General features: G+C 74.3%; 12 protein-coding genes. 9 read left to right on the top strand and 3 right to left on the bottom strand.

The genetic code is table 11. The features are described from left to right. Positions 1–19: 19 nt before the first annotated feature. Positions 20–2,464 carry a SpoIIE family protein phosphatase gene (locus tag ACIBBD_RS12490; protein WP_399419309.1) on the bottom strand — a complete coding sequence of 815 codons (2,445 nt, stop codon included), beginning with the start codon at positions 2,462–2,464 and terminating at the stop codon, positions 20–22. Between the two features lie 202 nt (positions 2,465–2,666). Here ACIBBD_RS12490 and lanKC point away from each other — a divergent pair, with 202 nt between their 5' ends. The 4 genes from lanKC to ACIBBD_RS12470 all read left to right on the top strand — a co-directional run bounded on the left by lanKC (position 2,667) and on the right by ACIBBD_RS12470 (position 9,340). Further along, positions 2,667–5,294, top strand: a complete 2,628-nt coding sequence (lanKC, locus tag ACIBBD_RS12485; protein ID WP_399419308.1) for a class III lanthionine synthetase LanKC — start codon at positions 2,667–2,669, stop codon at positions 5,292–5,294. An 81-nt stretch (positions 5,295–5,375) separates the two neighbouring features. After that, positions 5,376–5,492: a SapB/AmfS family lanthipeptide gene (locus tag ACIBBD_RS12480; protein WP_391999619.1), complete on the top strand. Its 117-nt coding sequence runs from the start codon at positions 5,376–5,378 to the stop codon at positions 5,490–5,492. A gap of 87 nt (positions 5,493–5,579) precedes the next feature. Further along, positions 5,580–7,304: an ABC transporter ATP-binding protein gene (locus ACIBBD_RS12475; RefSeq protein WP_399419307.1), complete on the top strand. Its 1,725-nt coding sequence runs from the start codon at positions 5,580–5,582 to the stop codon at positions 7,302–7,304. Then, positions 7,301–9,340 (top strand): ATP-binding cassette domain-containing protein, encoded by a 2,040-nt coding sequence (locus tag ACIBBD_RS12470; RefSeq protein ID WP_399419306.1) that lies wholly within the window; start codon positions 7,301–7,303, stop codon positions 9,338–9,340. Before ACIBBD_RS12475 ends, ACIBBD_RS12470 begins: the two co-directional genes overlap by 4 nt. Here ACIBBD_RS12470 and ACIBBD_RS12465 read toward each other — a convergent pair. Continuing rightward, on the bottom strand, positions 9,317–9,919 hold the full coding sequence (locus ACIBBD_RS12465; protein WP_399419305.1) for a LuxR C-terminal-related transcriptional regulator: 603 nt from the start codon (positions 9,917–9,919) through the stop codon (positions 9,317–9,319). The two genes, ACIBBD_RS12470 and ACIBBD_RS12465, sit on opposite strands and share 24 nt — an antisense overlap. A 339-nt stretch (positions 9,920–10,258) precedes the next feature. On the opposite strand from ACIBBD_RS12465, the gene ACIBBD_RS12460 reads away from it, so the two are divergent. Next, positions 10,259–12,415 carry a SpoIIE family protein phosphatase gene (locus ACIBBD_RS12460; protein ID WP_399419486.1) on the top strand — a complete coding sequence of 719 codons (2,157 nt, stop codon included), beginning with the start codon at positions 10,259–10,261 and terminating at the stop codon, positions 12,413–12,415. A 274-nt stretch (positions 12,416–12,689) separates the two neighbouring features. On the opposite strand, the gene ACIBBD_RS12455 is transcribed toward ACIBBD_RS12460, so the two are convergent. Further along, a complete protein-coding gene (locus tag ACIBBD_RS12455; RefSeq protein ID WP_399419304.1) occupies positions 12,690–14,039 on the bottom strand; it encodes a S1 family peptidase in 1,350 nt (449 codons plus the stop codon). Between the two features lie 189 nt (positions 14,040–14,228). On the opposite strand from ACIBBD_RS12455, the gene ACIBBD_RS12450 reads away from it, so the two are divergent. The 4 genes from ACIBBD_RS12450 to ACIBBD_RS12435 all read left to right on the top strand — a co-directional run bounded on the left by ACIBBD_RS12450 (position 14,229) and on the right by ACIBBD_RS12435 (position 18,509). Next, positions 14,229–14,642, top strand: coding sequence for a PaaI family thioesterase (locus ACIBBD_RS12450; RefSeq protein ID WP_399419303.1), 414 nt, complete (start codon positions 14,229–14,231; stop codon positions 14,640–14,642). Between the two features lie 496 nt (positions 14,643–15,138). Further along, on the top strand, positions 15,139–15,354 hold the full coding sequence (locus ACIBBD_RS12445; protein WP_399419302.1) for a type A2 lantipeptide: 216 nt from the start codon (positions 15,139–15,141) through the stop codon (positions 15,352–15,354). A 129-nt stretch (positions 15,355–15,483) separates the two neighbouring features. Then, on the top strand, positions 15,484–16,290 hold the full coding sequence (locus tag ACIBBD_RS12440; protein ID WP_399419301.1) for an HlyD family efflux transporter periplasmic adaptor subunit: 807 nt from the start codon (positions 15,484–15,486) through the stop codon (positions 16,288–16,290). Then, positions 16,287–18,509, top strand: a complete 2,223-nt coding sequence (locus ACIBBD_RS12435) for an NHLP family bacteriocin export ABC transporter peptidase/permease/ATPase subunit (RefSeq protein ID WP_399419300.1) — start codon at positions 16,287–16,289, stop codon at positions 18,507–18,509. Before ACIBBD_RS12440 ends, ACIBBD_RS12435 begins: the two co-directional genes overlap by 4 nt. Positions 18,510–18,511 lie beyond the last annotated feature (2 nt).

The raw sequence follows: 18,511 nt of genomic DNA, 5'->3' as shown, positions 1-18,511 counted from the left end.
CACCCGGCGTGTCCACGGCTCACTCCGCCAGCGGCAGCTCGCTCCAGACCTGTTTGCCGCCGCTCACCGGCACCGTTCCCCATGTGTCGGACACGGCCTCCACGAGGAGGATGCCGCGGCCTCCGGTGGCCTCCCAGCCGAGGCTGGTGGGTTTGACGGGGGTGCGGGGCGAGGCGTCGGTGACGGCGACGCGCAGCCGGTGGTTGATCAGGGTGAGGTCCAGGCGGACCCGGCCGTCGGTGTGCACGAGGGCGTTGGTGACGAGTTCGGAGACGACGAGCAGGGCGGCGTCCATCGCGTCGTCGGGAATGCCCCAGGCGCGCAGGGTGCGCCGGCTGAAGCGGCGGGCCTGCCGGGCCGCCTCGGGCACCCGCCACACCGTCCAGCCCTCGCGCAGGGGCCGTACCGCCATCCCGTCGTAGCGCAGCAGGAGCAGGGCCACGTCGTCGCCGCGGTGGGCACTGCCCAGGAGGAAGTCGGCGACCAGGCCCAGATGGCCGGGGTCGGAGACGGACAGGCCGTGGGCGAGCCGCTCCAGGCCCGTGTCGATGTCCGAGTCGGCGGACTCCACGAGGCCGTCCGTGGTCAGGGCGAGGACGGTGCCGGGCAACAGCCGCAGCGGGGTCATCGGGAAGTCGGCCTGGGTGAGCACGCCGAGCGGGGGGCCGCCGTCGGACTCGGCGATGTCGGTCGAGCCGTCCGGGTGACGCAGGACGGGCGGCGGGTGACCGGCCCGGACGCACCAGGCGGTGCCGGCCTCCATGTCGAGCTCGACGTAGCAGCAGGTGGCGAAGAGGTCGGTCTCCATGTCCACCAGGAGCCGGTTGGCGTGGGCGACGACCACGTCCGGCGGATGGCCCTCGGCGGCGTAGGCGCGCAGGGCGGTGCGCATCTGGCCCATGAGGGTGGCGGCGGCGGTGCTGTGGCCCTGGACGTCACCGATGACGAGGGCGACGTGGTGGTCGGGCAGCGGGATCACGTCGTACCAGTCGCCGCCGACCTCCAGGCCCGCGGTGGCGGGCAGGTAGCGGGCGACGGCGACCGCGCCGGGGAGTTTCGGCAGCCGGCGGGGGAGCAACTGGCGCTGGAGCATGCCCACGAGTTCGTGTTCGGCGTCGAAGGCGTGGGCGCGCATCAGGGCCTGCCCGACCAGGCCGGCGGAGGCGGTGAGCAGGGCGCGTTCGTCGGGACCGAAGTCGTGCGGGGCGTCCCAGCCGATGAGGCAGGCGCCGGCCATGCGGCCCGCGCCGGGCAGCGGCAGCACGGCGAGGCCGCCCGGGCCGACGTCGGCGAGGGCGGGCTCCAGGGCGGTCCCGGCGGGCCAGATCTGGGCGCGGCCCTCGCGCAGGGCGGCGGCGAGGGTGGGCATGGCGCGCACGGGGGCGTCGGGCCACTCGGTGCGCCACTCCAGCCGCCACAGCTCGGGCCACGCGTCGGGATCCGGCGGGTCGAGGACGGTGACGACGAGACGGTCGTTCTCCAGTTCGGCGAGGGCGATCCGGTCGGCCCGCAGGGGTGCGCGCAGGGAGGAGACGACGGCCTGGCTGACGTCGCGGACGGTGCCGGCGGTGGCGAGCGCGGCGGCCAGGCGCTGGACGCGGGCCACGTCGGTGACGTCGGAGCGCACGGTGGAGGCGTCGGCGACGGTACCGACGAGGCGCATCGGGTGGCCCTCACCGCCGGGCTGGAAGCGGCCGCGCAGCCGCAGCCACCGGGGCGGGCCTTCCCGCCGCAGCACGCGGAACTCCAGCTCGCGCTCACCGGACGTCAGGTGGTCGGCCTCGACCACGGACATCAGCGACGGCAGGTCCTCCGGAACGGTGAGGCCGAGCAGGGTCTCCACCCGGCCGTCGAACCCGTCCCTGCGCAGGCCGAACAGCTCCAGGATCGTGTCGCCGACCTCGACGCGGCCGGTGTCCACGACGAGGCTGAAGGCGTCGGAGGGCAGTTCCTCGCCCTCGGCGGGGGCGGCGGGGACGGGCAGGGCGACGGCCCCGGCGACGAGCTCCAGGCACGCGCGGTCGTCGGCGGTGAAGCCGCCGGGGCTCTCGCTGACGGCGAGCAGGCAGCCGCCGGCGCCGGCGCGCACGGGCAGTGCCGCGAGGTGGAGGTCCTGGGCGGGCACCCACCGCGAGTCGGCCGAGTCGGTGAGGTCGTCCGGCCCGAGCCACACGGGCCGCCCGCCGCGGTGGGCGTCGGCGGCCGGGGAGTGCCCGTCGGCGGGGTAGCTCTCGCGCAGCCCGTAGAGGGTCCTCGGGACGCCGGCCGAGTCGACGAGGCACAGCAGGGAGCCCTCGTCGCCGGGCGTGTAGACGGCGGCGAGGGTGGCGCCCGCGAAGACCAGCGCCTGTTCGAGGACGCGCCTCACCCGATCGGGCGAGGCGGGATCGGTCGCGATCGTTCCGAGGGCGGCTTCGGCCCGCAGCGTTCTCGTTCCGCGCTCCGCAGCACCCTGACTGACCACGTCCGTATTACAGCGCTTATGAGACGTTCGCGCAGCCCCTGTGCCTGTTCGACGGAGGCCGGAAGGAAGTCGCGGGCCCGGCTCGAAACGGCCCGAACATGTCTTTACGCATGCGTTCCGCACGGCGATCTCGTGACAGGCGTGACTGTCGGTGCCCCGCGCCCCGCTGGAAGTCTCGTGGCCGGGCCACGGAGGGGGACGCATGGACAAGCGGTACGAGGTGTACGCGCTGGCGGACGCGCACTTCTACGAGACGCCCGACCGGCTCAAGGGCGACCGGGAGGCGGCGCCGCTGTACGCGGTGGCGCGCCGGGCGGTGCCCGAGGGCTGGGAGGCGGCACGGATCGGTGACTGGCTGACGCTGACACCGCTCGGCGCGGACGGAACGCCGGCGCCGGGGCCGGCCCAGGGCTGGAAGATCCACGCTTCGGCCACCCGGGCGAACGCGGAGGAGATCGCGGCGATCGTGTGGGACTACTGCGTCCCGCGCCGCATCCCGTTCAAGTTCGTGCCGGGCCCGCACCTGGTGCACCTGCGCAACACCAAGTACGCCGCCCGCGACTCCAGCGGAAAGTTCGTCACCGTCTACCCGGCCGACGAGGAGCAGCTGCACACGGTCCTGCGCCAGCTCGGCGCCCTGCTGCGGGGCTTCGAGGGGCCGTACATCCTCACCGATCTGCGCTGGGAGGACGGTCCGCTGTACGTCCGCTACGGCGCGTTCGCGCGGATGTTCGTCGTCGACGAGCGCGGCTCGCTCGTGCCGGCGGTGCGCGACGGTGACGGGCGACTGGTGCCGGACCGGCGGGCCCCCTCCTTCCAGGTGCCCGCTTGGGTGACGCTCCCCGCGTTCCTGGAGCCGCAGCTGGCGGCCCGCAACACCACGACCGTGGGCGACCTGCCGTACCGCATCGAGAAGGCGCTGCACTTCTCCAACGGCGGCGGGGTGTACGCGGGCACCGACGTGCGCGACGGGCGCCGGGTCGTGCTCAAGGAGGGGCGCCCGCACGCCGGGCTGGCCTCCGACGGGGCGGACGCGATCGCCCGGCTGGAGCGCGAGAAGCGCGCGCTGGAGGCGGTGGCGGGCACCGGGGTGGTGCCCGAGGTCCGGGACTGGTTCACGCTCGGCGACCACCGCTTCCTGGTCATGGACTTCGTCGAGGGGCGGCCCCTCAACTCGTTCTTCGCCGAACGGCACCCGCTGCTCGCCCCCGACCCCGATCCCGCGGCCGTCGCCGCGTACACGGCGTGGGCGGTGCGTATCCACCGGGCGGTGGAGCGGGCGGTGGAGAAGGTGCACGCGCGCGGGATCGTCTTCAACGACCTGCACGTCTTCAACATCATGGTCGCGCCCGACGAGGAGTCGGTGTTCCTCATCGACTTCGAGGCGGCCGCACCGGCCGAGGAGAACGGCCGCCAGGTGGTGGCGCACCCCGGCTTCTTCGCCCCGCCGGACCGCCGGGGCGCCGACGTCGACCGGTACGCGCTGGCCTGTCTGCGGCTCGCCCTGTTCCTGCCGGTCACCACGTTGTTCGTGGTCGACCGGGGCAAGGCGGCCCATCTCGCCGAGGTGATCGCGGAGCAGTTCCCGGACGTGCCGCGGGAGTTCCTGGACGAGGCGGTCGCGGAGATCACCCGGGCCGTCCCCGACGGCGGGCCGGTCCCGGACGGGGGCGGCCCGCCGTCGGGGACGGTCCCGTCGGCCCCGGCCTCCCGGGTGGAGCCCGGCGACTGGCCGCACAGCCGGGACTCGATGGTCAAGGCGATCCTCGCCTCGGCGACCCCGGAACGCGACGACCGGCTCTTCCCCGGGGACGTCGCCCAGTTCTCCGACGGCGGCGGTCTCGGCCTCGCCCACGGCGCGGCGGGTGTGCTGTACGCGCTCGCGGCCACCGGCAGTGACCGCTACGACGAGGGCGAACGCTGGCTCCTGAGCCACACGGCCCCCGCCCCGACGGGCACCCCGCTCGGGCTGTACGACGGCCTCGCGGGAGTCGCCCACGTCCTGGAGCTGCTCGGCCACCGGCAACGCGCCCTGGACCTGGTCGACGGCATCCTGCGCGAACGCTGGCAGAACCTCTCCTCCGACCTGAACGGCGGCCTGGCCGGCCTCGGCCTGGTCCTCGGGCACCTCGCCCGCACGACCGGAGAGGCGGAGCTGCGCGAGCGGGCCGCCGAGGCCGCCGCCATCCTCGTACGGCGCCTCGGGGAACCGGCCGCTGCCGCGCCCAAGCGACGGGCCGGCCTGCTGCGGGGCGCGAGCGGACCGGCGCTGTTCCTGCTGCGGCAGTACGAGGCGACGGGCGAGCGCGCGCTGCTGGAGGCCGCGGCGGGCGCGCTCCGCCGGGACCTGGAGTGCTGCGTGGAGCGCGAGGGCGGCGCGCTGGAGGTCGACGAGGGCTGGCGGAGGCTGCCGTACCTCGGCGACGGCAGCGTCGGGGTCGGGACGGTGCTCGACGAGTACCTGGCCCACGACCCGCACGCCCCGGAGGAGTTCGAGCGGGCCCGGGCCGGGATCGTCACCGCCGCCACCTCGCGCTTCTACGCGCAGCCCGGTCTCTTCCAGGGCCGCGCCGGCATGATCCTGCACCTGGCCCGCACCACCGCGCCGGGCGCGACCCGGGACCGGCTGGAGCGGCAGATCGCGGGGCTGGGCTGGTTCGCGATGCCCTACCAGGGCCAGCTCGCCTTCCCCGGCCACCAGATGATGCGGCTGTCCATGGACCTCGCCACCGGAACGGCGGGGTGTCTGCTCGCGCTCGCCGCGGCCCTCGACGAGGGCGCCGACGCCCACCTGCCGTTCCTCCCGCCGCCGCACCGGCGGCCCACATGACGCGGCTCCGCGACTGACGGAGTCGTGACCCAACCCCGTCCCCACGGGACGAGACATCCGAACGGACGAAAGGACATCACGATGGCCCTGCTCGACCTGCAGACGATGGAATCCGACGAGCTCACCGGGGGCGGCGGCAACAGCACCGTCAGCCTGCTCTCCTGCATCAGCGCGGCGAGCGTCCTGCTCTGTCTCTGACGGGCACCGCCTGATCGACGCCCCGGGCGGCTCCCCCCGCGAGGGAGGGGCCGCCCGGGGTCCGTCCTGCCGAGGAAGGACGTCCCCGTGGAGCGGACCACCCGTGAGCTGCTCGGCGCGGCGGCCCGGCACAGCGGGTCGCGCTGTGTGGCCCTGTGCCTGGTGACCGCGGCGGCGACCGGCGCCGGGCTGCTGCTGCCCACCGCCCTGGGCCGCGCCCTCGACCTGCTGCTCGCCCACGAGCCGGCGACGCGCTGGGTGCTGTACTGCGCGGGCCTCGTGGTGCTGCTGACCCTGCTCGACGCGTGCGAGACCGTGCTCGGGGGCACCGTCGACGCCCGCAGCACCGCCTTCCTGCGCCGCCGGGTGACCGGCCACGTGCTGGCCGTGGGCCCGCGCGTCACCCTCCGTTTCGGCTCCGGCGACCTCGTCGCCCGCCTCGTCGGCAACGCCGCCCAGGCCGGCACCGCGCCCGCCGCCCGCGCCGCGCTGCTGGCCGCGCTCGCCGGACCCGTCGGCGGGCTGGTGGCGCTGGTCCTGATCGACCCGTGGCTCGCGGCCGTGTTCCTCACCGGCGCCCCCGTCCTGGTCCTGCTGCTGCGCCGCCTCGCCCGTGACACCTCGTCCAGCGTGGCGGACTACCAGCGGGTGCAGGGGCGGATCGCGGCCGCGCTCGCCGAGGCGGTCGCCGGCGCCCGCACCATCCGCGCGGCCGGTACGGCGGACCGGGACACGGCCCGCGTGCTGCGGCCGCTGCCCGAACTGGGCCGGGCGGGCCGGCGCATGTGGCACGTCCAGGGGCGGGCGGCGGCGCAGGCCGTCGCCGTGGCGCCGCTGCTGCACCTCGGGGTCGTCGCCGTGGCGGGTCTCCTCCTCGCCCGGCACCGTCTCTCCCCCGGTGACGTCCTCGCCGCGTCCCGCTACGCCGTCCTCGCCGGCGGCGTCGGCGTGCTGGTCGGCCGGCTCTCCGGTCTGGTCCGTGCCCGTACGGCGGCCGGCCGCCTGGGCGAGGTCATGGCCCAGCCTGCTTTGGGGTACGGCGCACGCCGCCTCCCGCCGGACGGACCGGGACGCCTGGAGCTGCGCGGGGTGACCGCCCGGCGCGGTGGGCGCACCGTGCTCGACGGCGTCGACCTCGTCGTGCCCGGTGGGACGACGCTCGCCGTCGTGGGCCGCTCGGGCGCGGGCAAGTCGCTGCTGGCCGCGCTGGCCGGCCGGCTCACCGACCCGGACGCCGGTGAGGTCCTGCTCGACGGCGTGCCGCTGCCGGACCTGTCCCGGGCCGAGCTGCGCACGGCGGTCGCCCACGCCTTCGACCGCCCCGTCCTCCTCGGCACGACCGTCGAGGACACCATCGGCCTCGGTCTGCCCCGCCCCGGCGCCGCCCGGGTCCGGGAGGCCGCCCGCACGGCCCGCGCGGACGACTTCGTCCGCCGCCTGCCCGCCGGGTACGCCACCCCGTGTGCCGAGGCCCCGCACTCGGGCGGCGAGGCCCAGCGCCTCGGCCTCGCCCGGGCCTTCGCCCACGGAGGCCGCCTCCTCGTCCTCGACGACGCCCTCTCCAGCCTCGACACCGTCACCGAGCACCAGGTCACCGAGGCCGTCTTCGGCACCGCCGCCACCTGCACCCGTCTCGTGGTCGCCCACCGAGCGACCACGGCGGCCCGCGCCGACAGGGTCGCGTGGCTGGACGCGGGACGCGTACGGGCGGTGGGCCCCCACACGCGACTGTGGCGGGAGCGGGAGTACCGAGCGGTCTTCGGCGCGACCGAGGACCCCGCCCCCGCCGAGTCCGAGGCGGTGAGCGGATGAGGGCCCGGGGCGGGGGCGACCGGGTGCTGCGGGAGGGCGAGTACGCCGACTCCTGCCACCAGGACCGGCCTCACCCCGAGGACCGTACGGGGGCGCAGGCCGGGAACGAGCGCGACCGGGTGGTGCCGCAGAAGGCCGGGAACGGTGACGCCGGGGGCGGGGACCGGCCTCGCCCCGACGACGGTACGGAGAAGCAGGCCGGAAGCGAACGCGACCCGGAGCCGCGGAAGGCCGCGAACGGCGAGACCACTGGCGGGGACCGGCTTCGGTACCGGGCGGTCCGGTTCCTGCGGGCCCGTCCTCGCGTCCTAATCCGGCTGGCGGGCTGGTCCGTCCTCGAGGCCGCGCAGACCTTCCTGCTCGGGTACGCCCTGGCGCGGGCGCTGGACGACGGTTTCCTGTCCGGGCGGGCCGGGGTCGGGCTCGGCTGGCTGGCGGTGGCCGGGGTCGGGGTGCTGGTCGGCGCGTACGGGACCGGGCGGGTGTACCGGGCGGTCGCGGCGCTGGTGGAGCCGCTGCGGGACCGGCTCGTCACCCGGGTGGTGGAACGAGGGGTAAGGGAGGGGGACGACGGGGCGCTGTCCGGCCTCACCCAGCAGGTGGAGATCGCCCGGGACACCTTCGCGGGCCTGGTGATGGTCTCCCGGTCGTTCCTCTTCACGTCCGCCGGCGCGCTGGTCGGCCTGTTCTCGCTCGCCCCGGCCCTGCTGCTGGTCGTCCTGCCGCCGCTCGCCGCCGGGGTGGGTCTCTTCGCGGCGACCCTGCGCCCGCTGGCGCGACGTCAGGAGGCGTTCCTGACCGCCGACGAGGCCCTCGCGAGCGGTCTGGGCGCCGTCTGCCCGGGGCTGCGGGACGTCACCGCAGCGGGGGCGGAGGAACGGATCGCCGGGGACCTCGGCGAGCTGGCCGACGCCGAGCTGCGGGCGGCCCGCTCGCTGGCCCGCTGGGGCGTCGCCCGGGTGGCGTGCCTGGCGATCGGCGGGCACCTGCCCGTCGTCCTGCTCCTCGCCGGCGGCCCCTGGCTCCTGGCCCACGGCACCAGCCCCGGCGCGCTGGTCGGCTCCCTCGCCTACGTCACCCAGTCCCTCCTCCCGGCCCTGGACAACCTCATCCACGGCCTCGGCACGAGCGGCTCCCGGCTGACAGTGGTCCTACGGCGCCTGAGCCCGCCCCCCGAGCGGCCCGGCCTCCCGCCGGGCACCGGGGGACAGCACCCGGTCGGGCTGCCCCGGCCGACGGAGACCGGCGGACGGCACCAGCCGCCCGCCCCGGGGAGACGCACGGTCCCCGCGCCCCCGGGAGAGCCCGCGCCCTGCGCCCTCTCCCTCGCCGCCGTCACCTTCGCCTACGGCCCCGCTTCCGTGCCCGTCGTCGACGGGCTGAGCCTCGATCTTCCGGTCGGGGGCCATCTGGCGGTCGTCGGGCCGAGCGGGAGCGGCAAGTCCACGCTCGCCGGGCTGGTCGCCGGGGTGCTGGAGCCGTCGCGGGGGGAGGTACGGGTGTGGGGGCGGCCGGTGCCGCGGGCAACGGCGTGGCGGGTGCTCATCCCGCAGGAGGCGTACGTCTTCGGCGGCACGCTCGCCGAGAACCTCGGGTACCTGCGGGCGGACCCCGTGCCGGAGGCCGAGCTGCTCGCCGCGGCCGAGGCCGTGGGGCTCGCCCCGCTGCTCGACGGACTCGGCGGGCCGGACGCCGTCGTGGACCCGGCCGCGCTGTCCGCCGGCGAGCGGCAGCTGATCGCGCTCACCCGCGCCTACCTCTCCCACGCCCCGCTCGCCCTGCTGGACGAGGCCACCTGTCACCTGGACCCGGCGGCGGAGGAGCGGGCCGAGCGGGCCTTCACCGGGCGGCCGGGCGGCACGCTGGTGGTCGTGGCCCACCGGATCAGCTCGGCCCGGCGCGCCGGCCATGTGCTGGTCATGGACGGCCCGCGCACGGCGTACGGGACGCACGCGGAGGTGCTGCGGCGGTCCCCGCTCTACCGCGAGCTGGTCGGCCGCTGGGAACCCTCCTCACAGCCAGCCCTGCCCCTGTGAGATACGGATGGCGTCGATCCGGTTGCGGGCCCCGGTCTTGCGGGTGATGGCCGCCATGTAGTTGCGCACCGTCCCGTGGGACAGGTGCAGGCTTCCGGCGATCTCCGCGACCGAGGCGCCCTCGGCCGCGAGGGATAACACGCTCAGTTCCCGTCTCGTCAGCGGCATTTCGGCGGCCTTGAGGAAGCCGAAGCCCAGCGACTCGCTGACGAAACGTTCCCCCAAGGCGACCCTCCGGATGCCGTGCAGCAGCTGCTCCGGCGCCCCGGCCTTGTCGACGTAGCCGAGCGCCCCCACCTCCAGGGCCCGTTTCAGCAGGCCAGGCCTGTTCGCAGCGGCAAGGACGAGAAGGCGCGGGGCCGTCTGTCCGGCGCCGCGCAGATCGCCCAGCGGCGGGATGCCGTACGAGTCCGCGCAGTCCAGGTCGGCCGCGCACACGTCGGGTCGCAGCGACCGGACGCGGCCCGGCGCGCTGCGCCACGGTGTGTCGTCCACCCGCAGGTCGGGCTGTCCGGACAGCCACTGCGCGAGGACCGATCGCACCAGACACCCGTCGTGCACCAGAAGTACCCGGATCACTGCCCGTCCCTTCGAATCAACTGTCCCGCCGGTTTCGCGGCGGTGGGAGCGTGCCCATTGTTGGGTCCCGGGACCGTTTCTGAGCGCGAAGAACCGGCCATCGGGATGCGCGGGGGCGCACGTGCGGCGCCTGTACCCCGTCGCGCGCATCGAGTCAGGGGGCATGGCCTGTCGTCGACGGGGTACACGCCGCCGCTCGCCGCTCGCCGCTCGCCGCTCGCCGCTCGCCGCTCGCCGCTCGCCGCTCGCCGCTCGCCGCTCGCCGCTCGCCGCTCGCCGTGCGCCGCGGGCCGTGAGGGGGCAGATTTGGTTCCTGGGACCGCGCGGCCGGGCGAGGAGGTGGTCGCCGTGTCCGACGGACAGAGGTCCGGCCGACCGTCGACGGCCGTCGGGACCCCGGTGGGCCATCCGCTGCTGTCGCTCTCGCTGACGGCGATGATGGACGCCGTCGGGGCGCACTCCGGCGCGGTCTACCTGCGGCTGGGTGACCAGCCGGTGCTGGACATGGCGGTGACGGCGGGGCTGCCCCGGTCGTTCGTGGCACCCTGGGAGCGGGTGGGTCTCAGCGCTCAGGTCCCGGTCGCCGAGGCGGCGCGCGAGCGACGGCTGGTGTGGGTGGGCGGCGAGGAGGACATGGCCCGCCGGTTCCCGCGGATCGCCGTCGTCCTGCCGTACCCCTTCGCGCTGGCGGCGCTGCCGGTGGCGACCGAGTCGCGGGTGTACGGCGCGGTCTTCGTGACCTGGCCCGGCTCCCATCCGCCGGAGCTGTCCGACGGGGAGCGCGAGCAGCTGGAGTCGGGTTGTGAGCGGCTCGCGCGGCGGCTGGAGCGGGCCGCGGCGGAGCACCGTCCGGTGCGCGCCGAGACCGACCCGCCGGCCACCGGACCGATCGGGGCCGGCGCCGACACCCTCGGCACGGTGGAGGCGGCGCGGATGGTGGCCCGGCTGCCGTACGGCCTGTGTTCGCTGGACCTGTACGGACGGGTGACCTTCGCCAACGCCTCCGCGGCCGAGCTGCTGGGCGTTCCGGTGAGCGACCTGCTGGGCACCCAGCTGTGGGCGTCGGTGCCCTGGCTCAACGACCCCGCGTACGAGGAGCGGTACCGGGCCGCGCTCCTGAGCCAGGTCGCCACGTCGTTCGTGGCGCTGCGCCCGCCCTCCGACTGGCTGTCGTTCCGGCTGTATCCGTCCGTCAACGGGCTCAGTGTGCGGGTCAGCCGGGCGCGCGGGGTGTCGCGGACGCATCCGGCGGGGCGCGGGCCGGGGGACGCGCCGACCCGGCTCGTGTCGATGTCCCAGGCGCTGAGCATGGCCGGGGCGCTCACGGAGACGGTGAGCGTGCAGGACGTGGTGCGCCTGGTGGCGGACGAGATCGCCCCGGCCGTGGGCAGCCGGGCCCTGGCGCTGCTCGGTGCCCGAGCGGGACGGCTGTATGTGCTGGGACACCATGGCTATGCGGATCCCGGTGTGGTGGAGCAGTTCGACGGGATGCCGCTGACGGCCTCGACACCCGGCACGCACGCCGTCGCGCACGGGGTGCCGGCGTTCTTCGACTCGCGGCAGCAGCTCGAGCGCCTCTATCCGGACCGGCGGCACGCCACTCCCGACGGCTTCGAGGCCTGGGCGTATCTGCCGCTGATCGCCTCCGGCCGCCCGGTGGGCGTCTGTGTGCTGGCCTACGCCGAGCCGCGCGCCTTCTCCACGCACGAGCGGGCGGTGCTGACCAGTCTGGCCGGGCTGATCGCGCAGGCCATGGACCGGGCGCTGCTCTACGACGCCAAGCACCAGCTCGCCCACGGACTCCAGGCGGCCCTGCTGCCGCCCTCGCTGCCGCTGATGCCCGGGATCGAGGCGACCGCCCGCTATCTGCCCGCCACCCGGGGGATGGAGATCGGCGGCGACTTCTACGACCTGGTGCCCTCGCAGCCGCTGCCGGCGGCGGTGATCGGGGACGTGCAGGGCCACAACGTGACGGCGGCCGGGCTGATGGGGCAGATCCGGACCGCGGTGCGCGCGTACACGACGGTGGGCCAGGAGCCGGCGGAGGTCATGCGCAGCACCAACCGGCTGCTGATCGACCTGGGGACCGAGCTGTTCGCCAGCTGCCTCTACCTGCGGCTGGACCCGGCCCGGGGACGGGCGGTCATGGCGCGGGCCGGGCATCCGCCGCCGCTGCTGCGCCGGCCGGACGGACAGGTGCGCGTCCTCGACCTCGCGGGCGGCCCGCTGCTGGGCATCGACGGCGAGGCGACGTACGCGACCACGGAGGTCGACCTCTCCCCCGGCTGTGTTCTCGCCCTCTACACGGACGGGCTGATCGAGTCCCCGGGCGTGGACATCGAGGACGCGGTCGTCGAGCTGGGGCAACGGCTCTGCGAGGCCGGCGACCGGCCGCTGGAGGAGCTGGCCGACGCACTCGTGGGGCACTACACGGCCGCGGAGGAGCGGATCGACGACGTGGCGCTGCTGTTGCTGCGGGCGCGGGGGGACGACTGACGGGGGGCGACGGAAGCCGGACGACGGGAGCCGCTCGGCGCGAGCCCCTTCACAGAAGCCCCTCGTCAAAAGCCGCTCGGCGGAGGCCTTGGCGGATGCCGGTCCGCGGAAGCCGCTCGGCGGAAGGCGGAATGGACGGGGACGGGCGGGCGGCGAAGGGACGGCCCCGGAAACGCGGCGGTCCGGCCCTCCCGCCGGAGGGCCGGACCGTTCCACCGACCGGCCGGAACCGCTGGGTGAGGCCGAGTCGGTGGGTCTGCGGGGGCGGCCGGGGTCAGTGGGTCTCGGTCAGCCCGGACTGGTCTTCGGCGCCGGCCCCGGCTTCCTCACCACCGGCCTCCTGCCCGGCCTCCTGGCCGCCGGCCTCCTGGCCGGCCTCCTGGCCGCCGGCCTCCTCACCGGCGCCTGCCCCGGCGTCCTCGCCGCCGGCCTCCTCACCGGCGCCGGCCCCGGCGTCGCCGGCCTCCTCACCAGCCCCGGCCTCGCCACCGGCGCCGGCCCCGGCGTCGCCGAGGGTCGCGCCGACCGCCTCCAGGGCGGTGGTCACCGGCTGGAAGAAGGTCTCGCCGCCGACGGTGCAGTCACCGCTGCCGCCCGAGGTCAGGCCTATCGCGAGGCCGTCCTGGGTGAACAGCGAGCCACCGCTGTCGCCGGGTTCGGCGCACACGTCGGTCTGGATGAGGCCGGTGACGGTGCCCTCGGGGTAGTTGACGGTGGCGTCGAGACCGAGGACCTGGCCGTTGGCGAGCCCTGTGGTGCTGCCCATCCGGAACACCTCGGTGCCGACCGTCGCCTCGGCGGCCTCGGTGATCTGGACAGTCTGGTCGCCCAGGTCGACCTCGCTCGGAGCGACGGTGGCGGGGTCGTCGTACTTCACGAGCGCGAAGTCGCCCTCGCCGGGGAAGGTCGCCTGGTCCACGGTGGCGATGGGCTCGCCGTCCTCCGCGTCCGACCACGCCTCGGCCGCGACCCCGCAGTGACCCGCCGTCAGGAAGGCCGGGGCACCGTCGCCCGCGGTGACGTTGAAGCCGAGGGAGCAGCGCGCTCCGCCGCCGAAGATGGCGTCGCCGCCGGAGGCGAAGGTCTTGAAGGTGCCGGCCGACTTCTTGATGGTCGCCGTGTCCGCGCCGAGGCTCTGGACGGTGGACTCCAGCTGGTCCCACTTGCTGCCGGTGACCGTGGAGTCGGCGGTGACGAGGATCTTGTTCGTCCGCGGGTCGACCGCCCACGAGGTGCCCGGGATGGTCGCCTCGGCCTTGAGCGTCTGCGCCGCCGCGTCGAGTTCGGCCGTGCTGTTCTCGACCTCGCGGATCTTGGCGCCGGCCTTCTTGGCCTGGACGATGACGTTGTTCTTGTCACCGGAGACATCGATGACGTTGACCACCAGCTGCTGCTGGCCGGAGTCGTAGTACGAGCCGGCGAAGGCGTCACCGAGCAGTTCCTGGAGCTGCGAGGCGAGGTCCGAGGCGTCGCCCGCCTTGAGGGTCTTCACCGAGGCGGCGTCGTTGGAGCCGCCGTCCTGGGAGGCGTTGGCCTGGGGAAGCAGGATGGCCGCCGCTCCGAGCGCCGCCACACCGCCGACCGCGATAATGGCCTTACGCTTCGTAACTCGCTTGTGACTCAAAAAACTCGACCTCCTGGGGGACGGGGTCTGGCTGCCGGGGGTCGGCAGCTCCGTACAGCGGCGCCTGGTTGGCCATGGGTACGCAGGGGGCGCGTGGTGCGTTCAATCGCGTTTGCCAACTTCCTTTGCACACCACGGAATCGGCCATGACCCGCGTCCGAGCTCGCGGCGGGGGGAACAATCGCCCATATGACGATGACGATCACCGAGGCCGACAAGATCCTTTCCGACAACTTCGCACCCTGGGTGCTCGCGCTGGGCCTGTCCGTCGAAAGCCTCGGCGACGACCGCGCGTCGCTCCGTCTCCCCTGGTCGCAGGAGCTGGCGCGGGAGGGCGGGGGGCTGTCGGGGCAGGCTCTGATGGCGGCCGCGGACACCGCCACCGTGATCGCCGTGTCGGCCGCCCGGGGGGCCTTCGTGCCGATGACGACGGTGCAGCAGTCCACCTCGTTCCAGCGGGCGGTGACCGGTTCGGATGTCCTGATCGAAGCGGTGCTGACGAAGCTGGGCCGCCGGATGGCGTTCGCGGACATCACGATGACGGCCGAGCGGTCGGGCGAACTCGCGGCTCGGGCGAGCACGGTCTACGCGATCCTGGGCTGAAACCACCGCCGAGGCCGAACCGCACGCGCCCACCCTCACCCGAATTACCGACGGTAACAAGTCGGCGACGGACCGTTCCGACCAGAGAGCGGAATCACTGCTTCAGGAAATCTGCACATCGATTGCCCAAGCGGGTCACGGCGATCAGGGCTTCTGCACAACCGCGCGCCCCCCGCCACGTCATTGGGGCGGGAGTGTCGCATTTCGCCACGACGGCTCGGGCCGCTCACCGAGCGGATCCCGCCCGAGGTGTGAAGAAGTGGCCGGCAAGACGTGGTCACTCCTGCACGGTTCGACGCTCCTGTGACGCAACTTCCCAGGTGGGACAGGTGGTTGATTGGCTGCGTCGGCGCCGGACCTGCTTTGATCCATCGCACCGCAGGGGCCACGAGGGTTCCCGGAAACGGTGCCCGGCACCCGCGGTCGCGGCCGTCATCTGTCCCCAGAGGGGGCCGCTCCCCCCTTATGAGTTATCCATATGAAGGGAAGTTCCACCATGAACTCCACCCCCCAGGTTGAGACCGTCGAGATCGCCGACGCCGACCTCGACAACGTCTCCGGCGGCCTGTCCGTGCACGCCATCGGCACCGTCACCGGCCTGGTGGACGGCATCGCCCCGGTTTCCGGCCTGGTCGACACGGCCGTCGGCACCGTCGAGGGTGTCACCGGCCTGAACACCGCCCCGGTCACCAACCTGGTCGCCGGTCTCTGATCGCGCCTTTGTGACCCCCTTGAGTCCCGGAGCCGGCACCTGGCTCCGGGACTCTCGGATGCCGTGAACGCCTCGGACGCACGCTCCGACCCCCCCCCGACACGTGTTCCGACCGGTGAGGGAAGTCCCTTGCAGTTCCGCCAACAGGCCCTCGCCAAGCTCCAGTCGCCGGAGGAACTCGACCTGCCGGTGCGCTTCGCCCGTCCCCAGGGCTGGCTGGTGCTCTCCGTGACCGTGGTCGCCCTCGCGGCCGCATCCGTGTGGGCGGTGAACGGCTCGGTCGCCTCCACGGTGAGCGCTCCGGCCGTCCTCACCCACGGCGAGGGCAGCTACATCCTGCAGAGCCCGGCCGCGGGACAGGTCACCGCGGTCCTCGCCGAGGAGGGCGAGCGGCTGCCCGCAGGCTCCCCCGTACTGAAGGTGCGTACAGCCGACGGTGACACCGTGGTGCGCACGGTCGCCGCGGGCCGGATCACCGCGCTCGCCGCCACCATCGGGCAGATCATCTCCACCGGCGCGAACGTCGCCGCCGTGGAGAAGGTCGCCCACGCCGACGACCCGCTGTACGCGACGGTGTACGTCCCGGCCGAGAACGCCGCCTCCATCCCGCGGAACGCGGCCGTCGACCTGACCGTGCAGACCGTGCCGTCCCAGCGGTACGGCGTCCTGCGCGGCCATGTGAAGTCGGTGGACCGCACGGCCCAGTCGGCACAGCAGATCTCCGCGTTCCTCGGCGACAGCCAGCTGGGCCAGCAGTTCACGGAGAAGGGCCGCCCGGTGGCCGTCCTCGTCCGCCTCGACACCTCCCCGTCGACGAAGAGCGGCTACCGGTGGTCCTCCGCGGACGGACCGCCGTACGCCCTCACCTCCATGACCATGGCCACCGGCTCGATCCGGCTGGCCGACCAGCGTCCCGTCGATTGGCTGCTGCCGTGACCACCGCTCAGCAAACCCGTGGCAGACGCCGTGCCGCGCCACCCCGGCGCACGGTCCCCAGGGCCCGGGCGAAAACCGTCCGTACGCCGACGGTCCTGCAGATGGAGGCCGTGGAGTGCGGAGCCGCCTCCCTCGCCATGGTCCTCGGGCACCACGGCCGGCACGTCCCGCTGGAGGAACTGCGGATCGCGTGCGGTGTCTCCCGGGACGGCTCGCGGGCGAGCAACCTGCTGAAGGCGGCGCGCAGTTACGGCCTGACCGCCAAGGGCATGCAGATGGACCTGGCCGCCCTCGCCGAGGTGAAGGCTCCCGCCATCCTCTTCTGGGAGTTCAACCACTACGTCGTCTACGAAGGGCTGGGCCGCCGCTTCGGCCGCCGGGGCGTCTTCGTCAACGACCCCGGCAAGGGCCGGCGCTTCGTACCGATGGAGGACTTCGACGGCAGCTTCACCGGCGTCGTGCTCGTGCTGGAGCCGGGCGAGGGCTTCGAGCGGGGCGGGCGCCGCCCGGGCGTGCTGGGCGCGATGCCCGCCCGGCTGCGCGGCACCGCGGGCACCCTGCCGGCCGCCGTCCTGGCGAGCCTGCTGCTGGTCCTGGTGGGCGCGGCGGTCCCGGCACTGAGCCGGACCTACATCGACATGTTCCTGATCGGCGGTCAGACCTCGCTGCTGGACGTGCTGTTCGCGTCCATGGGCGCCTGCGTGCTGCTCACGGTCGCGCTGACCTGGCTCCAGCAGGCCAACCTCCACCACGGCCGCATCATCTCCTCGACCCTCTCCAGCGCCCGCTTCCTGCGCCATCTGCTGCGGCTGCCGGTGACCTTCTTCTCCCAGCGCAGCCCGGCCGACCTGGTGCAGCGCCTGCAGTCGAACGACGCCGTCGCCGAGACCCTGGCCCGCGACCTCGCCTCGGCGGGCGTGGACGCGGTGGTCGTCGTCCTGTACGCGTTCCTCCTTTACACCTACGACCCGCAGCTGACCTTCGTCGGCGTCGGCGTCGCCCTGCTGAACGTCGTCGCCATGCGGATCGTCATCCGGCTGCGCGCCACCCGTACGGCGAAGCTGCGCGCGGACAACGCGCGGCTGACCAACACGGCGTACACCGGTCTGCAGCTGATCGAGACGATGAAGGCGACCGGCGGGGAGGACGGCTACTTCCGCAAGTGGGCCGGGCAGCACGCCACCACGCTGGAGGAGCAGCAGCGGCTGGGGGTGCCGAGCGCCTGGCTGGGCGTGGTGGCGCCGACGCTCGCCACGCTGAACAGCGCGCTGATCCTGTGGATCGGCGGGATGCGCGCGATCGAGGGCCACATCTCGGTGGGTCTGCTGGTCGCCTTCCAGGCGCTGGTCACCCGTTTCACCGCTCCCCTGACCCGGCTCAACGGCGTCGCGGGCCGCATCCAGGACTTCGCGGCGGACGTGGCCCGGCTGAAGGACGTGGAGAACTTCCGCGCCGACCCGCTCTACGACCGCCGCACGGGCGCCGACTCCACGCGCCGGCTGCGCGGCCACGTCGAACTCCAGAACATCACCTTCGGCTACAGCCCGCTGGACAAGCCGCTGCTGACCGGCTTCGACCTGACCGTCGGACCGGGGCAGCAGGTGGCGCTGGTCGGCGGCTCGGGCAGCGGCAAGTCGACGGTCTCCCGGCTGATCTCGGGCCTGTACACGCCGTGGGAGGGCGTGATCCGCATCGACGGGCAGCGCCTGGAGGACATCCCGCGCGGGGCGCTCGCGGCCTCCGTCTCCTTCGTCGACCAGGAGGTGTTCCTCTTCGAGGGCACGGTCCGCGACAACGTGGCGCTGTGGGACCCGTCGATCCCGGACGACGCCGTGGTGGACGCCCTGCGGGACGCGGCGCTGTACGACGTCGTCATGCGACGGCCCGGCGGCATCCACAGCCGGGTCGAGCAGGACGGCCGCAACTTCTCCGGCGGGCAGCGCCAGCGCCTGGAGATCGCCCGCGCGCTGGTGCGCCGGCCCAGCATCCTCGTCCTCGACGAGGTCACCAGCGCGCTGGACGCGGAGACCGAGCTGGTGGTCATGGACAACCTGCGCCGGCGCGGCTGTGCGTGCGTGGTGATCGCCCACCGGCTCAGCACGGTGCGCGACAGCGACGAGATCGTCGTCCTGCAGCACGGCACGGTCGTGGAACGCGGGCGGCACGAGGACCTCGTCGCGCGCGGCGGCGCGTACGCGGCACTGGTCAGGGAGCGGTGACG

This window comes from Streptomyces sp. NPDC051315 (genome assembly GCF_044455165.1).
In the GTDB taxonomy this organism is placed as follows: Bacteria; Actinomycetota; Actinomycetes; order Streptomycetales; family Streptomycetaceae; genus Streptomyces.
Note: the sequence above shows the minus strand (reverse complement) of the source record. Positions and strands in the feature narration are given on the sequence as shown.